Below are 23,292 nucleotides of genomic sequence, written 5' to 3'. Positions count from 1 at the left end.
ATATCTGTATCTACCGAGTCCGTTTCAAGCTCCCTTCGACTGATCCGATCTTAATGCCGATGCTCCGGGCTTGTCATTAACAAAATACCGGCTTTTAAGCATCTCATGGTGGCAGGATCGCCGCATTTGCCCGCAGAGGACGCGCGCGTGCGGCCCACAGGCGGTTCCCCAAACGAAACCGATGCGGGGTGAAGCCGATAAATATAAAGTGAGGATAGCGCGAAGCGGAAATCGCGGCCACGCCGGTGCGGCGGGAGCCCTACTTGCAGTAGCTTCGGCCGGAATTGCGCTGCTTCAGGTCGAAATGCAGGTGGTCGTTATGTTTGGGATAGCCCGGCCCCAGAACGGTGTTGAAATAGTCGCAACCGCTGGCGCGAACTGATTTCAGCAGGCCTTTCTCCCGGAAGGCGAAGAAGCCCTTGGGCGAAACGTCGATGGTCTTCCCGGTATTCAGCGTGAAGCCGCCGACATCGATGGCATTGCCCTTGGAATGTTCGGACCATGTGCGGGAGTTGGTGCCGTTGTTCACGCGCCGGCAGGAATAGCCGCCCATCGTGTTCACCGATTTGAGCCCCGTGAGATAGCGCACGCGCGCGGCCGGCGCGACATCGTTCTGGACCCATTCGGCGAAGGCAAGCGCCGTCTGGCAATTGACCGTGACGCTGGGCGAAACCGCGACATTGCCCGACAGCGATTCCAGCTCGACCGGATAGGCAATGCCGCACTGGCTTCCGTTCGCGATCGCCTCGACCTCGGAAAAGCTCACGCCCATTTCCCTGAGCGAACTGCGGCACTGCCGCTCGGCGAGCGGCATAAGTCCGGGCAACCGGCCCTTTTGCGGCGAGGCGACGCCGCCGGGCTCGCTCAGCGGCAGAAGCGATGCGGTCTGGATCGGGTCGATACCGGGATCAGGCGCCGCGACATCGGATGCAGGGCTCTCGGCCTTCGGGATGGCGGGCGTCAAGGGCGCTGCGGCATTGGTCGCAACAACGGCGGCCTCCTCGTTCGTCGAAACGCCGAGATAGCTGTCGATCGGCACGCCGGCCTCGGTTTCAGTGCTGGCGATCAGTTGCTCGATGGAAGGCGGCGGCGTTGGCGCGGCGGCCGGTGCAGGCGTAGCGACGGCGGTCGGCTGGGGCTGCGGCTTCTGTGCGGCCTCTTCGCTGCGGGTGACGATCTGGGGGCCCTTGTCGCTGGTATCCACCGAAAACGACGTCATCAAACCGCCGATGGAACAACCGGTGAGCGTTGCCGCAATAGCTGCCAATGAAACCGCGCGTCGCAAGGGAAACGTCATACTGAACCGGATCTGCGTTGATACTCCGGACGCGAGTAGACCAGACAAGAGTAAACAAAAGCTTTTGCGGCGGTGATGAAAAGACAACCTTGTGTTGCCGGCTGGCCGGATGGCTCGAGTTGCAATTCCGCAGCCGTCGCATATTGTCTGAAACTGACAAGGGTGCAGCGCCCGTAAGCCACAGGAGAGCTTGATGAACGACGAGAAATCGCCCACCGGCAACCTGACCATGCGCACGGTCGCCATGCCGGCCAATGCCAATCCCTCGGGCGATATTTTCGGCGGATGGGTGATGTCGCAGATGGACCTCGCCGCCTATGTCGCCTCCTCCGAGCGCGCCAAGAACAGGACCGTCACCGCAGCGGTGAATTCGATGGCCTTTGCCCAGCCGGTCAAGGTCGGCGACACGCTCTGCGTCTACACCTCGTTCGAGCGGATCGGCCGCACCTCGATGACGATCCATGTCGAGGCCTGGGTGCACCGCCACCGCATGCCGCACCGCGAACAGGTGACCGAAGCCCAGTTCGTGATGGTGGCGATGGACGAAACCGGCAAGCCGGCCGTCGTTCCGCAGGAGGCGTGAGCCTCAGGCCCGGAAAATGAACGCCGCGCCGACCGCGATCAGCGCGAAGCCAATCACGTGATTGATGGTGATCGCCTCCTTCAGCCACAGCACCGAAAAGCCCGAGAACACCAGCAGCGTGATCACTTCCTGGATCGTCTTCAACTGCGCGGTCGAATAGACCGACGCGCCGATCCGGTTGGCCGGAACCGCGAGGCAGTATTCGAAAAACGCGATCCCCCATGCGGTGATGATCACCAGCAGCAGCGGCGCGCTTTTGAACTTCAGATGGCCGTACCAGGCAAAGGTCATGAAAACATTCGAGCAGACCAGCATTAGAACCGGCCACAGGGCCGCGGGCGAAAGCGAAAATGGCATGAATTTTCTCCGGAAACGCTGCCAGCCCGGCAGCTTCGCGCGTTCTTAGCGCAAACCGCTGCGGACGGCATCAGGAATTTGAGCCGCGAAACTTGACCGAATCGCGGCGTAAGTTCTATTTTTGTTCTGTCGTTCCACCCTTTTCTTTTTCAGGCTCGTTCCCCATATTCGCCTCATGGCCAGATCACCCAAGAAATCCTCCGACAAACCCTCCGGTTTCGAAGAAGCGCCCCAGGCGCCGTTCGACGGCGAGAGCTATGAAGGCTCGATGTCGGACTGGCTTGCCGGGCTGGAGAAGGAGGCCGAAGCCGAGACCATCGATTCGCAGCGCAAGCTAGCCTCGAAAGCCGGCAAGCATCGCCGCAAGGCCGCCGAAAGTGGCGGCGCGACAGCCAGCCGCACCGCGCGCGGCGTCTCCATAGGCGGATCGTCCGATCCCAAGACCCGCGCCGCCGCCGGCCTGAACCCGGTTGCCGGCGTCGATGTTTCTTTGGAAGAAGCCCAGAACCTCGCCAAGGGCGGCGTCACCGCGACGGTCGACGCGCTGTCGAGCCTGATCGAAAGCGGCAACCCGCTGTTCAAGGATGGCAAGATATGGACGCCGCACCGGCCGGAACGCCCGGAGAAATCCGAGGGCGGCATACCGATCCGCATGGTCACGGAATACAAGCCTTCCGGCGACCAGCCGACCGCGATCGCCGATCTCGTCGAAGGCCTCAAATCCGGGGATCGCAGCCAGGTGCTGCTCGGCGTCACCGGCTCGGGCAAGACCTTCACCATGGCCAAAGTGATCGAGGAGACCCAGCGCCCGGCGGTCATTCTGGCCCCGAACAAAACGCTCGCCGCCCAGCTCTACTCCGAGTTCAAGAATTTCTTCCCTGATAACGCGGTCGAATATTTCGTCTCCTATTACGATTACTACCAGCCGGAAGCCTATGTGCCGCGCTCCGACACCTATATCGAGAAGGAATCGTCGATCAACGAGCAGATCGACCGGATGCGCCACGCCGCTACCCGCGCCATTCTGGAGCGTGACGACTGCATCATCGTCGCCTCGGTCTCCTGCATTTACGGTATCGGTTCGGTCGAGACCTATACCGCGATGACCTTCCAGATGTCGGTCGGCGACACGCTCGACCAGCGGCAATTGCTCGCCGACCTTGTGGCCCAGCAATACAAGCGCCGCGACATGGATTTCCAGCGCGGCTCGTTCCGCGTGCGCGGCGACACGATCGAAATATTCCCTGCCCACCTTGAGGATGCGGCATGGCGGATTTCGATGTTCGGCGACGAGATCGACGCGATCACCGAATTCGATCCGCTGACCGGCCAGAAGACCGGCGACCTCAAGTCGGTGAAGATATACGCCAACTCGCACTATGTGACCCCGCGCCCAACGCTGAACGCGGCGATAAAGTCGATCAAGGAAGAGTTGAAGGCGCGCCTGCAAGAGCTTGAAAAGGCTGGACGTCTTCTGGAAGCACAGCGCCTTGAACAGCGCACCAAATTCGATATCGAGATGATGGAGGCCACCGGCTCCTGCCCCGGCATCGAGAACTATTCGCGCTACCTGACCGGCCGCCGCCCCGGCGAGCCGCCGCCGACGCTGTTCGAATATATCCCGGACGACGCGCTGATCTTCATCGATGAAAGCCACGTCACCGTGCCGCAGATCGGCGGCATGTATCGCGGCGACTTCCGGCGTAAGGCGACGCTGGCCGAATACGGCTTCCGCCTGCCCTCCTGCATGGATAACCGCCCGCTGCGCTTCGAGGAATGGGACGCGATGCGGCCCGATACGATCGCGGTGTCGGCGACCCCCGGCGGCTGGGAGATGGAACAGGCCGGCGGCGTGTTCGCCGAGCAGGTGATCCGCCCGACCGGGCTGATCGATCCGCCGGTGGAGATCCGCTCCGCCAAGTCCCAGGTCGACGACGTGCTCTCCGAAATCCGGGAGGTTTCGGCGAAGGGTTACCGCACGCTGGTGACGGTACTGACCAAGCGGATGGCCGAGGACCTGACCGAATACCTCCACGAACAGGGCATCCGCGTGCGCTACATGCACTCCGACATCGACACGCTGGAGCGCATCGAGATCATCCGTGACCTGCGTCTCGGCGCGTTCGACGTGCTTGTCGGCATCAACCTTCTGCGCGAGGGGCTGGACATTCCCGAATGCGGCTTCGTCGCGATCCTCGACGCCGACAAGGAGGGTTTCCTGCGTTCGGAAACCTCCCTCATCCAGACCATCGGCCGCGCGGCGCGCAATGTCGACGGCAAGGTCGTGCTTTATGCCGACCAGATCACCGGCTCGATGCAGCGCGCCATGGACGAGACCAGCCGCCGCCGCGAGAAACAGCTCGCCTACAACGAGGAACACGGCATCACCCCGGAATCGGTCAAGGCCAAGATTTCCGACATTCTCGACTCGGTCTACGAACGCGACCATGTCCGCGCCGATATCGGCACCAAGGGCGGCAAGGGCTTTGCAGCGGACGGCCATCTGGTCGGCAACAATCTGCAGGCCCATCTCGACGCGCTCGAAAAGCAGATGCGCGATGCCGCCGCCGATCTCGACTTCGAGACCGCAGCCCGGGTGCGCGACGAGATCAAGCGCCTCAAGGCCGCCGAACTTCAGGGCATGGACGACAAGCTGGAGCGGCAAGAATCGCGGCAGGCGGAGAGCTCAGGGAAAACCGGCTATTTCGCCAAGCCTTCGCTCGACGATATGGGCCCGGGCACCGATACCGCCCGCCCGCTGTTCCGCAAGAACGATCTCGACGAAATGACCGTCGGCCGTACGGAAAAGCCGCTTGGCAGCGACGTCAAGCCGGTCAAGCGCGGCAAGATCGGCGCCGGCTCCTACGAAGACCCCGGCGAGCAGAAACGGCGCGGCCGCCGCACCGGCAAGACCGGCAAGCCGGGGAAATAGGACGGGCGGCGACAATGGTTGTGCCCGCCCGCCGATGGCGATACGATAGCGTTGATCAAACAAGCATATGGTTCAGAAATGACAGATTACGGAAACGTTCAGGAGCATGTGAAATCGGCGTTCAAGAATGCCGATTCCAATGCCGAGCCCTATCGCCACTGGCTGCTTTCGGACATGTTTCCGACGGACCTGTTGAAGGACATCCAGGCGCTCGACTTCCCCAAGCCGGATCTTGGCGGGGTTTCGGGCACGCGCGAGGTGCACAACAAGAGCCGGCATTATTTCGACCAGCCCAATATCGCCAAATATGATTGCTGCGCTGCCGTTGCCGCGGCATTTCAGGACCCCGCCGTCGCTTCGACGATCCAGGACACGTTCGGCACCAATATCGAGGGATCGAGCCTGCGCATCGAATTCGCGCAGGATATCGACGGTTTCTGGCTGGAGCCGCACACCGATATCGGCGTGAAACTGTTCACCCTGCTGATCTATCTCTCTGACGGTCCCGGCCACGAAAAACTCGGAACCGACATCTACGCCTCGAAGGAAGAGCATGTCGGCCGCTCGCCGTTCGCGCCCAACTACGCGATGATCTTCGTGCCCTCGACCGACACCTGGCACGGCTTTGAAAAGCGCCCGATCGAGGGCGTGCGCAAATCGCTGATCATCAACTACGTCACGCCGGAATGGCGCGCCCGCGAACAGCTCGCCTACCCCGACCAGCCGATCAAGATCGCGTAGGGGCATAGCTGCTCAGTTCACGATCTCCTGGGCGGCAATGCGCCTGCACTTTAAAGAAAGGAACGGCATGTCTACCGTCACAGTCGATGCCATTATCGATGTTGTCTGCCCGTGGTGCTATCTCGGCAAGGCGCGTCTCGACAAGGCGATCAAGTCGCTGCCGGAAAACGTCGAGGTTGCCGTGCAGTGGCGTCCGTTCGAGCTTGATCCGACCGTGCCGCCGCAAGGCGTGGACAATCAGGCCATGCTTGCCGAAAAGCTCGGCAGCGCGGAGCGGCGCGACGAGATGCATGCGCAGATCACGGCCCTCGGCAAGGAACTCGGCATCACCTTCCATTTCGACCGGATTCTGGTGCGTCCCAACACGCTCGATGCGCACCGGTTGCTGCTCTGGGCGCATACCGAGAGCATCGCCATGCAGAACGAGGTCGTCGACCGGCTCTACCGCGCCAATTTCGAGGAAGGTCGCAATATCGGCGACCACAAGGTTCTGGCCGATATCGCGGCGGAGGCCGGCATGGATCGCGAAATGGTGGTCAAGCTGCTTGAAAGCGATGCCGACAAGGAGATGGTGCGCGGCGAGATCGCCAACGCCCAGCAGATGGGCGTCACCGGCGTACCCTTCTTCGTGTTCAACGGCAAATATGCCGTCAGCGGCGCGCAGCCCGTCGAGGTGATGCAGCAGGCGCTGACGCAGCTTGCCGCCGCCTGACCCGCGTTTGCGCGCGTTTCGGGAAATCGTGAAGGCCCGGCTGCCGGCAATCCCGGTTCCGGGCCTTTCCTCGCTCAGGCTCCGGCTCGCAAACGAGAACAGCGGCGTCGGGCGTCTGCTTACCGAACTGAACAGCGGGCTTTCACCCTATTGGGCGCATGTCTGGGCCGGTGGGCTGGCGCTCGCCCGCCATATCGAAGCGGAGCCGGATTACATGCGCGGCCGAACCGTCATCGACTACGGAACCGGCTCCGGACTGGTCGCGATCGCAGCGGCGAAAGCCGGCGCGGGCGCGGTGATCGCCTGCGATATCGATCCGCTGGCGCTGGAGGCTGCTTCGCTCAACGCCGCGCTCAATGGCGTGGAGATCGCTACGCATCTTATTGAGCGGGAGCGGGAGGGCACTATTCTCCCCGAGAACCTCAAGGCAATCGCATACGGCTCTTCCGCACAGCCCCCAGATCTTCTCGCCCCGGAGGGGAGAGATGTCGCGAAAGCGACAGAGAGGGGGGAGTCTTTCACCGCGAACGCTCTCACGAACCGAAAAGCCGCGCCACCCTCACTGCCCCTTTCGGGGCATCTCTCCCGCCAGCGGGAGAGAGTATTGAGTGCAAGCGGCGACGACCGATGCAATTCACCTGCCGCGAACACGCAGCTGGCGCTCGTTCTGGCCGGCGATGTCTTTTACGACCCCGAAACCGCCGATCAGACGCTCGCCGCCCTCAGAACGCTCGCCGAAACGGGCGCGGATATTCTGATCGGCGATCCCTTCCGGGACCATCTGCCGCAACAGCACCTCGCGCTTATAGCCCGCTACGATGTCACCGATTTCGCCTCGGGCGGACAACCGGTGACGGCGGGCGTCTTCAGGCTGCTGCGAGCTTCGACAGCTTGCTCATGATCACAGCCGCCTGGCCAAGGCGTTTGTTGGGCGTCGGCAGGTCGCGGTTGAAATAGATGCTGTGGTCGGGGCGGATTTTTGCCGAAACGCTGTTTTCGGCGATGAACTGCACGAGCCCCGCAGGGTTGGGGAATTCGCGGTTGCGGAACTGCACCACGATACCCTTCGGCCCGGCATCGAGCTTCTCGACATTGGCGATGCGGCACAGCGATTTGATGAAGACGATCTTCAAGAGCGACTGCACCTCTTCCGGCATCGGTCCGAAGCGGTCGATCAGCTCCGCGCCGAAGCCGTCGATATCGGTCGCGTCGGTCAGTTCGCCCAGCCTGCGGTAAAGCCCCATGCGCAGGTTGAGATCGGGCACATAGCTTTCCGGGATCATCACCGATGTGCCAAGCGCGATCTGCGGCGACCAATCGGAGCCGCCAGCATCCTCGTCGCCCTTGGCCTCGGCCACCGCCTCTTCCAGCATCTGCTGGTAGAGCTCAAAACCGACTTCCTTGATATGCCCTGACTGTTCCTCGCCGAGCAGGTTCCCTGCTCCGCGAATATCCAGATCGTGGCTTGCAAGCTGGAAGCCCGCGCCGAGCGTATCGAGCGATTGCAGCACCTTGAGCCTTCGATCGGCAGTATCGGTGAGCCGCTTGTTGACCGGCAGCGTGAACACCGCGAAGGCCCGCGTCTTGGAGCGCCCGACGCGGCCGCGCAACTGGTAGAGCTGGGCGAGGCCGAACATGTCGGCGCGGTGCACGATCAGCGTGTTGGCGGTCGGCACGTCGAGCCCGGATTCCACGATCGTGGTCGACAGCAGCACGTCGTATTTGCCGTCGTAGAAGGCGTTCATGATGTCTTCGAGCTGGCCGGCCGCCATCTGCCCGTGGGCAACCGCTACCTTCAGTTCCGGCACTTCCGCCTGAAGAAAGGCCTCGACCTCCGAAAGATCGGAGAGGCGCGGGCAGACATAGAAACTCTGGCCGCCGCGGAAATGCTCGCGCATCAGCGTCTCGCGGATCACCAGCGGATCGAATGGCGAGATGAAGGTGCGCACCGCCATGCGGTCGACCGGCGGGGTGGTGATCAGCGAGAGTTCGCGAACGCCGGTCATGGCGAGCTGCAGCGTGCGCGGGATCGGCGTTGCCGACAGCGTCAGCACATGCACGTCGCTTTTTAGCTCCTTCAGCCGTTCCTTGTGCTTCACCCCGAAATGCTGTTCCTCGTCGATGATCAGCAGGCCGAGATTGGCGAACTTGATCGAGGCGCCGAGCAGCGCGTGGGTGCCGATCACGACATCGAGCTTGCCCTCGGCGAGATCCTTCTTGGTCTGCGCCAGTTCCTTGGCGGGCACCAGGCGCGATGCCTGCGCCACCTTGATCGGCAGGCCGCGGAACCGCTCGGCAAAGGTCTTGTAGTGCTGGCGCGCCAGAAGCGTGGTCGGCACAACGACGGCGACCTGAACCCCGTTCATGGCCGCAAGGAAGGCCGCGCGCAACGCCACTTCGGTTTTGCCGAAACCGACATCGCCGCAAATCAGCCGGTCCATCGGCCGACCAAGGCCGAGATCGCCGCGCACCGATTCGATGGCGTTGAACTGGTCCTCGGTCTCCTCATAGGGGAAGCGGGCGGCGAACTCGTCGTAAAGCCCCTCGGCCGCCTGCAGCACGGGTGCTGAACGGGTGGCACGCTTGGCGGCAATCGCGATCAGCTCGTCGGCCATGTCGAGCAGGCGCTTCTTCAGCCGCGCTTTCTTGGCCTGCCACGCCCCGCCGCCGAGCCGATCGAGCGGCGCTTCGGCGGCATCCGACCCGTAGCGCGACAGCAGCTCGATATTCTCGACCGGCAGGAACAGCTTGGCGTCATCGGCATATTGCAGTTCTAGACAATCGCGCGGCGCGCCCGCCGCCTCGATCGTTCTCAGCCCGATGAAGCGACCGATGCCGTGCTCGGCATGGACGACCAGCGAGCCCTCGTCAAGGCCGGAAACCTCCGAGATGAAATCGCTCGCCTTGCGGCGGCGGCGGTTCTTGCGGATCAGGCGGTCGCCGAGAATATCCTGCTCGCCGATGACAAAAAGGTTGCCTGTCTCGAACCCGCCTTCAAGGCTCATCACCGCGCTGGCGGCTTCGCCTCGCCCGAGCTTTTCAACCTCGGCCAATGCGCCGATCGGCTTGATCTTTTCAAGCCCGTGCTCCTTCAGCACCTGCAGCAGCCGGTCGAGCGAGCCTTCCGACCAGCCGGTGATCAACACCTTGCCGCCGCCGGCGCGCTTGTCTGCGATGTGGCGCACCGCCTGTTCGAACACGTTGGTACGGGCGTCGTCATCGCGCGCCTTGGCCTCGGCGGCCCAGCGCGGGCCGGCATGGGCCTCGATCGCGATCACCGGCTTGCCGAGGCTGGAGGCCTCGTTGAACGGCGACAGCCGGATGGCGCGGATGGCATCCAGCCCCGCCGAGAATGCCTTGTCGTCAAGATAGAGCGTATCCGGCGGTACAGGCTTGTAGGGCGCGCCGCCGCGCCCCTCGCCCATATTGGCGCGCCGCGCCTGATAATAATCCTCGATCAGCGCCGCGCGTTCGGCTGCCGCCTCGCGGGCGGTGTGATCGACGACGACGCTGAAGCCACCGAGATAGTCGAACATGGTTTCCAGCCGCTCGTAAAACAGCGGCATCCAGTGTTCCATGCCGGCATAGCGCCGGCCTTCGGAGACCGCCTGATAGAGCGCGTCGTCGCGGGTGGCAGCGCCGAACATCGACAGGTAATTCTTGCGGAACCGCGCGATATTGTCATCGCCGAGCGTCACCTCGCTCATCGCGTTGAGTTCCAGCGACTTGACCGTGCCGGTGGTGCGCTGGCTCGCCGCATCGAAGGCGCGGATGGTTTCCAGCGTATCGCCGAAGAAATCAAGGCGGACGCCGTTGTCTGCGCCCGGGACGAACACATCGAGAATGCCGCCGCGCACCGCATATTCGCCGACGGCGCGGACGGTTGGCACGCGTTCGAAACCGGCATCGGCAAGGCGGTGCACGATTGCGTCCATATCGATCACCTGGCCGGCGCGGGCGGAAAAGCCGAGCGAGGCCACGATTTCGCGCGGCGGCAGCTTCTGCAGCATCGCGTTGACGGTGACGAGGATGATCGCCGGATGCGGCTTCTTGGCATGGGCGACGAGGCCGGCGAGCGCGGACAGCCTGCGCGCCTCGGTATCGGCGCCGGGCGAGACCCGGTCATAGGGCAGGCAATCCCAGGCTGGCAGCGTGAGAACCGGAATCTCCGGGGCCACGAAACCGAGCATCTGCTCGAAATCGGCAATCCGCTGGCCATCGGAGAGCACATAGGCGACCGATTGCCCGGCGCGCGCCATTTCGGCCAGCACCAGCGGCTCCGTGCCCGGCACGGCATTGGCGATGGTGACGGCCCCGCTCAGGCCTTCGAGTTTCTTCGGGTTAAATCCGGAAATCATGGCTTGGGGCGTCTCAGGCGTTCTTTTCAACCGGATCGAAATCCGGCCGATAGGCGGCAATGCTCTCAAACAGCGGCATGCGCAGATGCTCCGGCACGGGCGAAGCGCCGTTGATCCAGGCGATCAGGTCGGCGTCCTCCTCCGCCATGATCGTCTCGAACTGGTCGAGCGTTGCTTCGTCCATGTCGGCGATATTTTCCTCGGCATATTGCCCGAGGATCAGGTCCATCTCGCGAATGCCGCGGTGCCACGCGCGAAACAGCATGCGCCGCCGCCGCGGGTCGAGGTCGGCGCTGGTGCGCTTCAAACCGGTCATTTCGATACCTTCTCTGTTGATTGGCCTCTATAGCGGCTCGTTTCGCGCTTGTCAGCCTTGCCAAAGCCTCTCAGCGGGTACATTTCAAAAATATGCGACCTGCTTTGCTCGATCCCCTGTTCGCTCCGGCCTCCTCGCTTGCGGGGATCGGGCCCAAACTTGCCAAGCTGCTGGTGAAGCTGACGGGCAGCAAGGACGAGGCCCGCGTCATCGATCTGGTGTTCCATGCGCCGACCTCCGTGATCGACAGGCGGCTGAAGCCGGGAATCGCGCACCTGCCCGAAGGCGCGATCGTGACGGTGGAAGGCCGCGTCGACCGCCACCAGCCGGCTCCCTCGCGTTCCAACACGCCCTATCGCGTCTACCTTCATGACGAGACCGGCGAACTGACGCTGACCTTCTTTCACGCCAGGGCCGACTGGCTGGAAAAGCAGTTGCCGGTTGGCGAGACGGTGGTGGTGAGCGGCCGTGCCGAATGGTTCAACGGTCGCCCGACCATGGTGCATCCCGACTATATCGTGCCGGTCGAGAAAGCCGATACGCTGCCGGCGGTGGAACCGGTCTATCCGTTAACGGCGGGACTTTCGGCGAAAATTCTGCGCCGCTCGATCGAGGCAGCGCTCGCGCGCGTTCCGGTCTTTCCCGAATGGATCGATCCCGCAATCGTCGCGCGGGAGGGCTTTCCGACGACCGGCGAGGCGCTCGCCGCCCTCCACGCCCCGCGCGACGAAACCGATATCGAGCCGCAGGCCCCGGCGCGGCGCAGGCTTGCCTATGACGAGTTTCTGGCCGGCCAGCTTTCGCTGTCGTTGGTCAGAAGCCGCATGCGAAAGGCCAAGGGCCGGCCGGTGCGGGCAACCGGCGCGCTTTCGGACAAGGTGCGCGCCGCCCTGCCCTTCGCGCTGACCGCCGGACAGGAACAGGCGGTGACGGCGATCCTCGACGACATGTCGAAGGAGACCCGGATGCTGCGCATGCTGCAGGGCGATGTCGGCTCCGGCAAGACCATTGTCGGCCTGCTCGCGATGCTGGCCGTGGTCGAGGATGGCGGTCAGGCGGTGCTGATGGCCCCGACCGAAATCCTGGCGCGCCAGCATTATGAGGGCATCGCAGCGCTTGCCGAAAAGGCCGGCGTGACCGTCAGCCTGCTGACCGGCAAGACCAGGGCGCGCGAGCGCAAGGAGATCGAGGCTCAGATCGCCAGCGGCGAGGCAAGGATCGTGATCGGCACCCATGCATTGTTTCAGGACAATGTCACCTATCACGATCTCCGGCTCGCCATTGTCGACGAGCAGCACCGTTTCGGCGTCCATCAGCGCCTGCGGCTGACGGCCAAGGGCATGGCGCCGCATCTTCTGGTGATGTCGGCAACGCCGATCCCCCGCACGCTGGTGCTCGCCGCCTTCGGCGACATGGATGTTTCCAACCTCACCGAAAAACCGGCCGGGCGAAAACCGATCCAGACCGTCACGATTCCGCTGGAACGGATCGGCGATGTCGTCGGCCGGCTGCGCGATGCCCTGGCCCAAGGAAAAAAATCCTATTGGATCTGCCCGCTGGTCGAGGAATCGGAGGCCGTCGAGCTGATGTCGGCCGAGGAACGCTATGAAACGCTGGCAAAAGCGCTCGGGCCGGAAAAGGTCGGCCTGATTCATGGCCGTATGTCATCCGCCGACAAGGACGCTGCGATGGAGGCCTTCAGAACCGGTGAAACCCGCCTTCTGGTCGCCACCACAGTCGTGGAAGTGGGCGTCGATGTGCCGGATGCCTCGATCATCGTGATCGAGCATGCCGAGCGCTTCGGCCTGGCCCAGCTTCACCAGTTGCGCGGGCGCGTCGGTCGCGGCGACGAGGCCTCCTCCTGCATCCTGCTTTACAAGGGACCGCTTTCGGAAATGGGCCACGCCCGGCTTTCGGTGCTGCGCGAGAGCAATGACGGCTTCCGCATTGCCGAGGAGGATTTGAAGCTGCGCGGCGAGGGCGAGCTTCTCGGCACGCGCCAGTCCGGTATACCCGGTTTTCGCTTCGCCAGCCTCGAAGCCCATGGCGACATCCTCGCCATCGCCCGCAAGGATGCCGGCTATATCGTCAGCAAGGACCCGGAACTCAAGAGCGAACGCGGGACGGCCCTCAGAACCCTGCTCTACCTGTTCCGCCGCGATGAAGCGATCCGCTATCTGAATGCGGGGTAGCGCGGCCGACGGTTTGTTTACCTGAGACGCCATAGCCCCCTCTCCGACGGTACTCTACCCTATCAGGCGTCACCCTCGGACTTGATCCGAGGGTCCAGGCGGCGTTCTCCGCGTTGCCTGGATGCTCGGGTAAAGCACGAGCATGACCCATGAGAGGGCGGTTCACCGCGACCGCCATAACGGCTTCTCGGGGAGCGTTGAACAGCGCCGGACGAACGGGACCGGACACCCTACTCCGCCGCATCCCGCCGCTCGCCCGCATCCGCCGGCGCGTCGGGGTCGCCGCCTTCGGTCTTGGCATCCAGATCGGGAAACGCGACGACGCGTTTGCCGCCGGGCTCGGTGTGGAGCACGATCAGGCCCTGTTCCTCGAACCAGTCGAGAAAGCGGCGGGCGCGGCGGGCGGAGTGGGTGCCATAGGCGCGCGCAATCGTGGCGTCGGATGGGCAAGGTTCGCCGGAGAGTGCTGCCTTGGCCAGCATCAGGAACACGCCCTGAAGATCATCGGTGACATGCGGCGTCAGCGACAGCGCCATCTGCCAGCCCTCGCTCTCGGCCATCGCCTCATCGACGCCGGAGCGGGCGATCGCGAGCCTGCGCCGGAAATCGGACATGGAGAGCGGCGCGCCGGAAATCCGCTTCATGCGACCGCGCATCAAAAAATCCTGATAAAGCTCTGAATCCGAACGGAAAGCCGATTCCTTGCCATCCGCGATTTCGGCCAGGGTCATGGTAATCCAGTCTTCCCGCTCCTCGTCGCTCATCGCGCTCGCGCGTGGGCCGCGCGGCTCCGGCGCAGCATCAGAAGACTGGGAAAGCTGGTCGATAATATCGACGGTCGGTCGCGGACGTGGCGTCACCCGGCGCGGGGCGGCTGCCTGACGGGCGAGGTCTTCCGGATCGGGCGTGAAGATCAGGTCGTCGACATCCTCCGGCTTGTCCGGCAGCGGCATCAGCTTGGGGCTGGAGGACCGCGCCGAGGTTTCCACCGGCCCGATGATCACCTTGAGCGGGCGGCGCGACAGCGCCGGACCAAGCGCCACGAAATTGCCGCGCTTCAGATCGCGGAACTGTTCAGCCTGGCGGCGGTCCATGCCGAGCAGATCGGCCGCGCGCGCCATGTCGATATCGAGAAAGGTCCGCCCCATAAGAAAGTTGGAGGCCTCGGCGGCGACGTTCTTCGCCAGTTTGGCAAGTCTCTGGGTGGCGATCACGCCCGCAAGCCCGCGCTTTCTGCCCCGGCACATCAGGTTGGTCATGGCGCCGAGCGATTGCCGGCGCACCTCCTCGGCCACCTCGCCGCCGCCGGACGGCGCAAACATCTGCGCCTCGTCGACCACCGTCAGCACCGGATACCAGTGGTCGCGATCGGCATCGAACAGCGCGTTGAGAAAGATGGCGGCGGTGCGCATCTGGTCCTCGATCTCGAGGCCTTCCAGCGTCAGCACGCAGGAAACGCGATGCTGGCGGATGCGGTTGGCAATCCCGATCAGCTCGCCCTCGGAGCGCTCGCCGTCGACCACTACATGGCCGAAAGCATCCGAAAGCGTGACGAAATCGCCCTCCGGGTCAATCACCACCTGCTGCACCCATTTTGCCGACTGTTCCAGCAGCCGGCGCAGCAGATGCGACTTGCCGGAACCGGAATTGCCCTGCACCAGAAGCCGGGTCGCCAGCAATTCCTCGATATCGAGACTGGCCACGTCACCGGTCGATGTCGTTCCCATATCGATGTCGACTTGCACTTTCGCCTTCACCTTCGTTTCGGATGGATTTGTCGCGGACGCGTCGCAGATGAGCGGGGTCGCATAGCCTGCTATAGCAGGTCGGCGCCGGCGCGGTCGTGCGGCGGCGGGCGTTACCCACAGCTTTCCGCCTCATGCGATGATGCGCAGCACCGCCGGATCGATCGCGAAGGTGGCGGCAAAGCCGGCCTGCCCTTCCCGCGTCAGGGTCAGCGCCCGGCCCTCTTTCGCCGGCCGCAGCCAGTGGCGCTCGCGGCAGCGCGAAAGCATGGCCGCCCCCAGCCAGCCGCCGATATGGTGGCGGCGCTCGCTCCAGTCGAGGCAGGTGCGGCAGAGCGCCCGACGGCTTTTGCCGGCCTCTTCCAGCGATATGCCGAAATCGCAGAAAAACGCCCGGCCCTTGTCGGTCACCAGCCCCGCGGCTCCGTCGAATTCCAGATAGCCCGCGCGCGCAAGCGAATCGGTGATGCCGACCGCGATGGCGCCGGCCATGTGGTCGTAGCAGGTGCGCGCCACCCGCATCGCCTCGTCCTTCGGGCCGGTGGGGCGATAGCGGGCGGGCCCGGCCGCCGAAAGCAGGCTCAGATGCTCCAGCGTCTCGGCGACATCGGCGGAGGCCAAGCGGAAATAGCGGTGCCGGCCCTGTTTTTCGACCGCCACCAGCGCGCCATCCACAAGACGGGCCAGATGGCCGCTCGCGGTCTGCGGCGTGATGCCGGCGACGCCGGCAAGCTCGCCGGCGGTCAGCGCCTTGCCGCCAAGCAGCGCGGAAAGAATGTTCGCCCGCGCGACATCGCCGATCAGGGCGGCGACGGAGGCGAGCGTGTTTGCGGAAACCGTGTTTGTCATGGGCCCAATCTAGCACCGGGGAAACACACCGTCATCGCCGATCGCTTCGGTCAAGACCGAAACAAAGGGCGAGACGGCGGCATAAATCTCCTCGAAAATGAGAGGATACCCCCATGACCGACTCCTCGGCCCGGAGCCCTGCCCGCTTCAGCGCCATTCGGCGCGCCGCCGGGCTTGTGCTCCACACTCTGTTCGTCCGCTGGCCGCAGCGGCGGCGTCAGCGGATGGATCTGCTCGAACTATCGGACGACCACCTGAGAGATATCGGCGTCACGCCGTCGGAGGCCCGCAGGGAAGCCGGCCGGCCGTTCTGGGACTGAACAGCCGCGACGCCCTCAGTCTTTCGGCGGCTCGCGCTCGTGTTTTCCGGCCAGGAAGGCCGCGAAAGCCTTCAACGTCTCTTCGGAGACGTGGTGTTCTATGCCCTCGGCGTCGAGTTCGGCCGCTTCGGCCGGCACGCCGATGGCCAGCAGCAGATCGTGCACGATCCGGTGGCGCTGCCGCGCTTTTTCCGCCATCGCTTCGCCCGCCGGCGTCAGGAATACGCCGCGATAGGGCCGCGAGGTTGCGAGCCCCTCGCGCTTCAACCGCGCGACTGCCTTGGTCGCCGTCGGATGGGCGACGCCCATGGAGCGGGCGATATCGGCGATCCGCGCCTCGCCGTGTTCGGCCATCAGGTCACCGATCAGCTCGGTGTAATCCTCCAGAAGCGCGCTCGCGCGCTCGGACCGCGCCTTTGAAAACCGGTCGGCGGCGTCGCAATCGGATGGTTTTTGATCGTCGCTCACCGGTCACTCCCTGAATTGCAGGATCAATCTGTAGCCGAGGGTAAATTATCGTCCTGTTCTTGTATCCGGTGGCGGGTGACAAGGCAAATCGCCCTTGGCGAACGGCCTTGATCGCGCCATGATAACGACGATTGACAAAAATGTAGCCTAGGCTATATTTTTAATAATTCCAAACTGTCCAACATGCCTCGCCCCATGACTGACCTGACAACCAAGCGCCGCTCGCTCACGGACAAGACCAATACGGCCATCGAACAGGCCCTCGCCTCCGGGCGGGTGCGGCCGAAATCGGCATTGCTGTTTGTCGGTCCGGCGGTGATCGCCGCGATCGCCTATGTCGATCCGGGCAATTACGCGACCAATATCCAGGCGGGTGCCGGCTATGGCTACACGCTGCTCTGGGTGGTGCTGTTCGCCAATCTGGTCGCCATGCTGTTTCAGGCGCTGTCGGCCAAGCTCGGCATCGTGACCGGCCGCAACCTGGCGGAAGTCTGCCGCGACGAATTTTCCAAACCGGTCGTGATCCTGCTCTGGATCGTCAGCGAGATTGCGGCGATGGCGACCGACCTTGCCGAATTTCTCGGCGGCGCGATCGGCCTCGCGCTACTGTTCAACATGCCGCTGATGGCGGGCATGGGCGTCACTGCGGTGGTCACATACGGCATTCTGCTTTTTGAGCGCCGGGGGTTTCGCCCGATGGAACTGATCATCGGTGCCATGATCGGCGTGATCGGGCTTTGCTACATCATCGAGCTCTTCATCGCGCCCGTGGCCTGGGGCGAGGCGGCAACGGGCCTTGTCCGCCCGGACATTCCAGATGCCACGGCGCTCGCGATCGCGGTCGGCATTATCGGCGCCACCGTCATGCCGCATGCCGTCTATCTCCATTCTGGCCTCACGCAGCACCGGGTCGCGGTCAAGAACGAGACCGAGCGCCGCCGTGTGCTGCGGTTCTCCAATATCGAAGTGGTGGCGGCGCTCGCGGTGGCGGGCGTGGTCAACATGGCGATGGTGATGATGGCCGCGGGGGCGTTTCACAAGGGCCACAGCGAGGTCGCCGAAATCGAGTCCGCCTACCATATGCTGACGCCCCTGCTCGGCGGCGCTGCGGCGGCCGTTTTCCTGATCTCGCTGATCGCATCGGGCATCTCCAGCTCGGTCGTTGGCACCATGGCGGGGCAGATGATCATGCAGGGTTTCGTCGGCTTCCGGATCCCGATCTGGCTGCGACGGCTGATCACCATGCTGCCGGCCTTCGTGGTCGTCGCGCTCGGCGTCAACGCCACCCAGGCGCTGGTCGTCAGCCAGATCATCCTGTCTATCGCGCTGCCGGTGCCGATGATTTCGCTGGTTATCTTCACCCGCAACCGCAAGATCATGGGCGAGTATGCCAATGGCCGGCTGATCGGCGCGCTCGCCATCCTCGCCGCGATCGCCGTGCTCAGCCTCAACTTCGTGCTGCTCGCCCAGACCTTCGGCGTGCCGATCCCGGGGCTGGCGGCCGGTTGAGGCCTTAAAGCCCGTTGATCCACATCTTCAGCCTTGCCCCTTCGCGCGCCAGAAGCTCGGGGTTGCGGGCATTCTGCGCCAGCAGCGACGCGCCCTGGAGCGATGACTGCAATTGCAGCGCCAGCGCCTCGGCGTCATCGCCATGGCCCATTTCGGCGAACTGCTCGGTCATCCATTCCATTGGCGCGGCGAGCAGCGGAAAAGCCTCCACCGCCGCCTTGTCGCCGGCCTTCAGGAGTTCGGCGCTCAACGAACCCGCGGGGCAGCCTCTCAAGGCGATCTCCCCGGCATTGCCGACGGTCTTGTTGACGAAGGCGACGAGCCGGGCCTTGGGCGAGGGTAATTCCGCCAGTTCCGCCATGAGGCTTGCGAACTGACCCTTGTGGTGGTCGAGGATCGCGGTCGCGATGTCATCCTTCGTTTTGAAGTAATAGTAGACATTGCCGAGCGGCACGCCGGATTCCTTCGCGATGTCGGCGATCGTCGTGCGGGTATATCCCTGCCGGTAGGCAAGGTTCACCGCCGCCTCCACCAGCCGCGCGCGTTTTCCCATATCCTTCCTGCTCATAAGTCTTCCCTGTTCATTTCGGCCTCATCCTGCGGCAGTGATTCCGCGCAGGCTCATATGGGCGCTCGCCCTGCCTGCCAAGCCGAATGTGTTCCAATCGGCGATGGCTCAATTAGTGAGTTGCTTAACTAACTTATATAAGTTGGTCAACTCACTCATCCATTGAAGCAAACGGATTCGGCCGCCCTCTCCCCCTACGCGGCGGGCTATCGCAATGGCTTGGCAGCTTGCTCCCAATACTCTCTCCCGCTGGCGGGAGAGCTGCCCCGAAAGGGGCAGTGAGGGTAAAGCAGCGTATCCATTCGTGAGGGCGTTCGAGAGGAAAGACTCCCCCCCTCACTGTCGCTGTCGCGACATCTCTCCCCGCCGGGGCGAGAAGATTCGGGGGCTATGCGAAAAAGCCCTATGCGATAGCCCTGCCCTATCCGGCGGCATCCGCGGGCTCGACCCGAGGATCCAGGCAGCGTGCGTCAGGTTCGGCGGCTGTGGTGGCTTACTTGCGGCAGCATGCGGTGAAGCGCTCAGATAACGCAGCAAAAACGATCGGACGCGTGGGTCAGACCCGGGCCTTGAAACAGTTGAAGAGAGGGAGCGATGGTCGAAAGACCGTTTTCCGTGCGGGCTGGATGCTCGTGTCGAGCACGAGCATGACCCATCCTAGGGTGTCGAGTCAGCAAAACACCGCTCCAGACAGGAAACCGCGCAACACAGGAACCGTACTGACCCGAGTTGCCGTCGTTCACCCCGCCCGGCGCGCGGCGATCTTGAGGCCGAAGCCCTGCATCAGCCGCACGGTTTCCGGGCGCAGGTTCGCCCCGGTGAAGATCACGAAATCATGGTTGGGGCCGCCATCGGCGGCGGCTGTCGATGGCCCCAGCACCCGCTTTGCCTGCATGGCGATCGCCTCGGCGGGGTTCAGCCAGTCCACCGGCCAGGGGGCGAGCTTGCGGAAGCGGTTGGCGAGGAAGGGATAATGGGTGCAGGCCAGCACCACGATATCGGTGCGCCTCCCCTCCTCCTCCACGAAACAGGGTGCAATCTCGGCCCAGAGCGCCGAATCCGCAACGGTGATGCCGCAGATATAGTCCTCGGCAAGGGCCGCCAGATAACGCGAGCCGACGAGGCGGGCGTGGCAGTGCGTGGCGAAGTTTTCGATCAGCCCCTTGGTGTAATCGCGCTTCACCGTCACGGGCGTTGCGAGCACGGAGATCAGGCCGGAGGCGGTGCGTTCGGCAGCCGGTTTGATGGCGGGCACGGTGCCCACGAAATCGGTTTCGGGGAAGCGCTCGCGCAGTGCCGCACCGGCAAGCGTGAAGGCCGTGTTGCAGGCGATGATGACGCAGGCCGGGCGGATTTCCTCCAGCAATTGCCCGAAGAGCCGCAGCAGATGCTCGAGCAGCGCCTCCTCCTCCCAATCGCCATAGGGAAAGGCGGCATTATCGGCGATATAGACGAAGCGGCGCTCCGGCATCAGCATCCGCGCCTCGCGCAGCACGGTGAGCCCGCCAATGCCGGAATCGAAGATCAGAACTGGGCCGTCATCGCTCATCGCCGCCATCCTGGCCGCGCGGGTTCTTGCGGGTATAGCGATCGAGCGCGGAAATCACCCCGCGCACCACATGAATTTCCTGCGCGCTCATCGCCCTGCGGGTAAAGACTGCGCGCAGATTGTCGATCATTTTTGGCTTTTTGTCGGCGGGTCGGAAATATCCCCGCGCATCGAGCGCTTCCTCGAGATGGGCGAACAGACCGAACAGATTTTCCTTGGTGGCCGGCGTCTGCTCGAGCGCCTGAAACGGCGTGGCGTTTTCATCTTCCATGCCGGATTTCATCCACTCGTACGACATCAGCAGCACGGCCTGGGCAATGTTGAGCGAGGCGAAGGCGGGGTTGACCGGGAAGGTCACGATCTCGTCGGCGAGCGCCACCTCCTCGTTCTTCAGCCCCCAGCGCTCACGCCCGAACAGAATGCCCGAGCGCTCCCCTGCCATGTGGCGCGCGCGCAGCGTTTCGGCGGCGACCGTCGGCCCGCGCACCGGCTTGAAGCCGTCGCGGCTGCGGGCGGTGGTGGCATAGACGAAGTTGAGGTCGGCGATCGCGTCCTCCAGCCGGTCGAACACCTCTACGCCATCGATCACATGATCAGCCTTGGAGGCGGCAGAGCGCGCGCTGTCGCTCGGCCAGCCGTCGCGGGGTTCGACGAGGCGCAGTTCGGCAAGGCCGAAATTCGCCATGGCGCGGGCCACCATGCCGATATTCTCGCCGAGTTGCGGATTGACCAGAATGATCACGGGGCCTTCCGCCAGAAGCGGACGCTCGCTGTTCGTGCCTGCCATATGCTATCTGCCTTACTCTCTTGCTCCGGCTTATCGCTCCCGCCGCCGCCGAATGCAAGAAAAACGCGGCAAACACCCAAGCCTCTCCCGCCCCGGTCTTGGCGTGCGCCGTTCGCCGCGCTATTGCTCCAACATGTCAAACGTCGCCGATCCGCTCTCCGTCCTCAAATCCGTCTATGGCTATTCCGCCTTTCGCGGCAAGCAGCAGGCCGTCGTCGAACAGGTGGTCGACGGCGGCGATGCGGTGGTGCTGTTTCCAACGGGCGCCGGCAAATCGCTTTGCTATCAGGTGCCGGCGCTCTGCCGGCCGGGCGTGGCGCTGGTTGTCTCGCCGCTGATTGCGCTGATGCGCGACCAGGTGGAGGCGCTGAAACAGCTTGGCGTCAGAGCCGCGGCGCTGAACTCGACGCTTTCGCGCGAGGAATATGGCGCGATCCGCCGCGGGCTCGACAATGCCGAGCTCGACCTTCTCTACGTGACGCCCGAGCGAATGGCGACGGCCGGTTTCCGCGAGATGATGGCGCATGTGAAGATCGCGCTGATCGCCATTGACGAGGCGCATTGCGTCTCGCAATGGGGCCATGATTTCCGCCCGGAATACCGCGCGCTCGATGCGCTGAAGGACGTCTTTCCCGGTGTACCGCGCATGGCGCTGACGGCGACCGCCGATCCGCATACCCGCGACGATATCATCGAGCGGCTGGCGCTTCAGGAAGCGGAAGTCTTCACCACTTCCTTCGACCGCCCGAACATCACCTACGAAATCATCGAGCGCGACCAGCCGCGCCGGCAATTGCTGGATTTTCTTACCCGCCACAAGGGCGATAGCGGCATTGTCTATTGCCTGTCGCGCGCCAAGGTGGAGGAGACCGCCGAATGGCTGAACGGCCAGGGCATCCGCGCGCTCCCCTATCACGCGGGCATGGATCGCGCGTTACGCGACGCCAATCAGGATGCCTTCCTGAAGGAAGAGGAGCTTTGCCTTGTCGCCACCGTCGCCTTCGGCATGGGCATCGACAAGCCGAATGTCCGTTATGTCGCCCATCTCGACCTGCCAGGCTCGGTCGAGGCCTATTATCAGGAGACCGGCCGCGCGGGCCGCGACGGGCTGCCGTCGGAGGCCTGGATGGTCTACGGCATGGCCGATGTGGTGCAGCGCGGACGGATGATCGATGGCGGCAACGCGGTCGACGAGATCAAGCGGGTCGAACGCGCCAAGCTCAACGCCCTGCTCGGCATCTGCGAAACCTCGGGCTGCCGCAGGCAGGCGATTCTCGCCCATTTCGGCGAAGCCCATCCCGGCGGCTGCGGCAATTGCGACACCTGCCTGAAGCCGGTCGAGACCTGGGACGGCACGGAAGCCGCGATCAAGGCGATGGCCGCGATCTACCGTACCGGCGAACGCTTCGGCGCCGGGCACCTGATCGATGTGCTGACCGGCAAGGAGACCGAGCGCACCGAACGCTTCGGTCATGCGCAGATGCCAGTCTTCGGCGCCGGCAGCGATCTGCCGGTCAAGACCTGGCAGTCGGTCTACCGGCAATTGCTGGCGGCCGGCCTGATCACGGTCGACCACGAGGCCTATGGCGCGCTGAAGCTGATGCCGGAGGCGCGCGCGGTGTTTCGCAAGGAAAGGGCCGTGCGGTTTCGCAAGGACCGCCCCACGCGCGGCGGCTCCCCCGGCTCGGCCAGACGCAGTGCCGACAAACGAGCCGCCGTTCCCGAGCAGGATCGCGCGCTGTTCGAGGCGCTGCGCGAAACCCGCACCGCGCTTGCCAAGGAAGGCGGCGTCCCGCCCTATGTCATCTTCCCCGACACCACGCTGATCGCGCTCGCCGCCGAACGGCCGGACACGCCGGAGGCCATGCTTTCGGTCTCGGGCGTCGGGCAGAGCAAGCTGCAGCGTTACGGCGAGGACTTTCTAGCGGTCATCCGCGCGCATGGCTGAAGCGCGCTAGAGCATCGGGCGATTAGTCTGCAACGCATGCTGTTGATTTGAAGTAGTTCCA

General features: G+C 63.9%; 19 protein-coding genes. 9 read left to right on the top strand and 10 right to left on the bottom strand.

The features are described from left to right. Positions 1-259: 259 nt before the first annotated feature. A complete protein-coding gene (locus tag V6767_RS16880; RefSeq protein ID WP_448474533.1) occupies positions 260-1,219 on the bottom strand; it encodes an extensin-like domain-containing protein in 960 nt (319 codons plus the stop codon). A 271-nt stretch (positions 1,220-1,490) separates the two neighbouring features. On the opposite strand from V6767_RS16880, the gene V6767_RS16875 reads away from it, so the two are divergent. Then, complete coding sequence (locus V6767_RS16875) at positions 1,491-1,880, top strand: acyl-CoA thioesterase (protein WP_448474532.1); 390 nt, start codon at positions 1,491-1,493, stop codon at positions 1,878-1,880. A 3-nt stretch (positions 1,881-1,883) separates the two neighbouring features. Here V6767_RS16875 and V6767_RS16870 read toward each other — a convergent pair whose 3' ends face one another. Beyond that, positions 1,884-2,237 carry a DMT family protein gene (locus V6767_RS16870; protein ID WP_448465585.1) on the bottom strand — a complete coding sequence of 118 codons (354 nt, stop codon included), beginning with the start codon at positions 2,235-2,237 and terminating at the stop codon, positions 1,884-1,886. Between the two features lie 175 nt (positions 2,238-2,412). Here V6767_RS16870 and uvrB point away from each other — a divergent pair, with 175 nt between their 5' ends. The 4 genes from uvrB (at position 2,413) to V6767_RS16850 (ending at position 7,523) form a co-directional block, all read left to right on the top strand. After that, on the top strand, positions 2,413-5,169 hold the full coding sequence (uvrB, locus tag V6767_RS16865) for an excinuclease ABC subunit UvrB (protein ID WP_448474531.1): 2,757 nt from the start codon (positions 2,413-2,415) through the stop codon (positions 5,167-5,169). 78 nt (positions 5,170-5,247) lie between these two features. Next, complete coding sequence (locus V6767_RS16860; protein WP_448474530.1) at positions 5,248-5,910, top strand: 2OG-Fe(II) oxygenase; 663 nt, start codon at positions 5,248-5,250, stop codon at positions 5,908-5,910. A 67-nt stretch (positions 5,911-5,977) separates the two neighbouring features. After that, complete coding sequence (locus V6767_RS16855) at positions 5,978-6,622, top strand: DsbA family oxidoreductase (protein ID WP_448474529.1); 645 nt, start codon at positions 5,978-5,980, stop codon at positions 6,620-6,622. 28 nt (positions 6,623-6,650) lie between these two features. Continuing rightward, a complete protein-coding gene (locus tag V6767_RS16850) occupies positions 6,651-7,523 on the top strand; it encodes a class I SAM-dependent methyltransferase (protein WP_448474528.1) in 873 nt (290 codons plus the stop codon). On the opposite strand, the gene mfd is transcribed toward V6767_RS16850, so the two are convergent. Next, entirely contained in the window at positions 7,489-10,980 is a 3,492-nt protein-coding gene (gene mfd / locus V6767_RS16845; protein WP_448474527.1) for a transcription-repair coupling factor, read from the bottom strand. The two genes, V6767_RS16850 and mfd, sit on opposite strands and share 35 nt — an antisense overlap. Positions 10,981-10,993: 13 nt before the next feature. Next, positions 10,994-11,296, bottom strand: a complete 303-nt coding sequence (locus V6767_RS16840; protein ID WP_448474526.1) for an FAD assembly factor SdhE — start codon at positions 11,294-11,296, stop codon at positions 10,994-10,996. 92 nt (positions 11,297-11,388) lie between these two features. Between V6767_RS16840 and recG the strand changes: the two genes are divergently transcribed. Further along, entirely contained in the window at positions 11,389-13,488 is a 2,100-nt protein-coding gene (recG, locus tag V6767_RS16835) for an ATP-dependent DNA helicase RecG (RefSeq protein WP_448474525.1), read from the top strand. Positions 13,489-13,718: 230 nt separating this feature from the next. Here recG and V6767_RS16830 read toward each other — a convergent pair whose 3' ends face one another. Together V6767_RS16830 and V6767_RS16825 are read right to left on the bottom strand one after the other, a co-directional pair. Beyond that, positions 13,719-15,233, bottom strand: a complete 1,515-nt coding sequence (locus V6767_RS16830; RefSeq protein WP_448474524.1) for a helicase HerA domain-containing protein — start codon at positions 15,231-15,233, stop codon at positions 13,719-13,721. Between the two features lie 132 nt (positions 15,234-15,365). After that, positions 15,366-16,082 carry an ArsR/SmtB family transcription factor gene (locus tag V6767_RS16825; protein WP_448474523.1) on the bottom strand — a complete coding sequence of 239 codons (717 nt, stop codon included), beginning with the start codon at positions 16,080-16,082 and terminating at the stop codon, positions 15,366-15,368. A gap of 113 nt (positions 16,083-16,195) precedes the next feature. Between V6767_RS16825 and V6767_RS16820 the strand changes: the two genes are divergently transcribed. Then, positions 16,196-16,402, top strand: coding sequence for a DUF1127 domain-containing protein (locus tag V6767_RS16820; RefSeq protein ID WP_448474522.1), 207 nt, complete (start codon positions 16,196-16,198; stop codon positions 16,400-16,402). Positions 16,403-16,417: 15 nt separating this feature from the next. Here V6767_RS16820 and mntR read toward each other — a convergent pair whose 3' ends face one another. Then, a complete protein-coding gene (gene mntR, locus V6767_RS16815; RefSeq protein WP_448474521.1) occupies positions 16,418-16,870 on the bottom strand; it encodes a manganese-binding transcriptional regulator MntR in 453 nt (150 codons plus the stop codon). Positions 16,871-17,065: 195 nt separating this feature from the next. Between mntR and V6767_RS16810 the strand changes: the two genes are divergently transcribed. Beyond that, complete coding sequence (locus tag V6767_RS16810; RefSeq protein ID WP_448474520.1) at positions 17,066-18,379, top strand: Nramp family divalent metal transporter; 1,314 nt, start codon at positions 17,066-17,068, stop codon at positions 18,377-18,379. A 4-nt stretch (positions 18,380-18,383) separates the two neighbouring features. Here the strand turns inward: V6767_RS16810 and V6767_RS16805 are convergent, their stop codons facing one another. From V6767_RS16805 to V6767_RS16795, 3 genes are all read right to left on the bottom strand, one after another. Further along, positions 18,384-18,947 (bottom strand): TetR/AcrR family transcriptional regulator, encoded by a 564-nt coding sequence (locus V6767_RS16805; protein ID WP_448474519.1) that lies wholly within the window; start codon positions 18,945-18,947, stop codon positions 18,384-18,386. A 739-nt stretch (positions 18,948-19,686) separates the two neighbouring features. After that, positions 19,687-20,505, bottom strand: a complete 819-nt coding sequence (gene murI, locus V6767_RS16800) for a glutamate racemase (RefSeq protein WP_448474518.1) — start codon at positions 20,503-20,505, stop codon at positions 19,687-19,689. Next, positions 20,486-21,283 (bottom strand): RNA methyltransferase, encoded by a 798-nt coding sequence (locus tag V6767_RS16795; protein WP_448474517.1) that lies wholly within the window; start codon positions 21,281-21,283, stop codon positions 20,486-20,488. The genes murI and V6767_RS16795 overlap by 20 nt, the downstream gene beginning before the upstream one ends. Before the next feature lie 133 nt (positions 21,284-21,416). On the opposite strand from V6767_RS16795, the gene recQ reads away from it, so the two are divergent. Next, positions 21,417-23,231, top strand: a complete 1,815-nt coding sequence (gene recQ, locus V6767_RS16790) for a DNA helicase RecQ (protein ID WP_448474571.1) — start codon at positions 21,417-21,419, stop codon at positions 23,229-23,231. Positions 23,232-23,292: the final 61 nt, after the last annotated feature.

The sequence above is a fragment of the Martelella sp. FLE1502 genome, from assembly GCF_053484255.1.
Note: the sequence above shows the minus strand (reverse complement) of the source record. Positions and strands in the feature narration are given on the sequence as shown.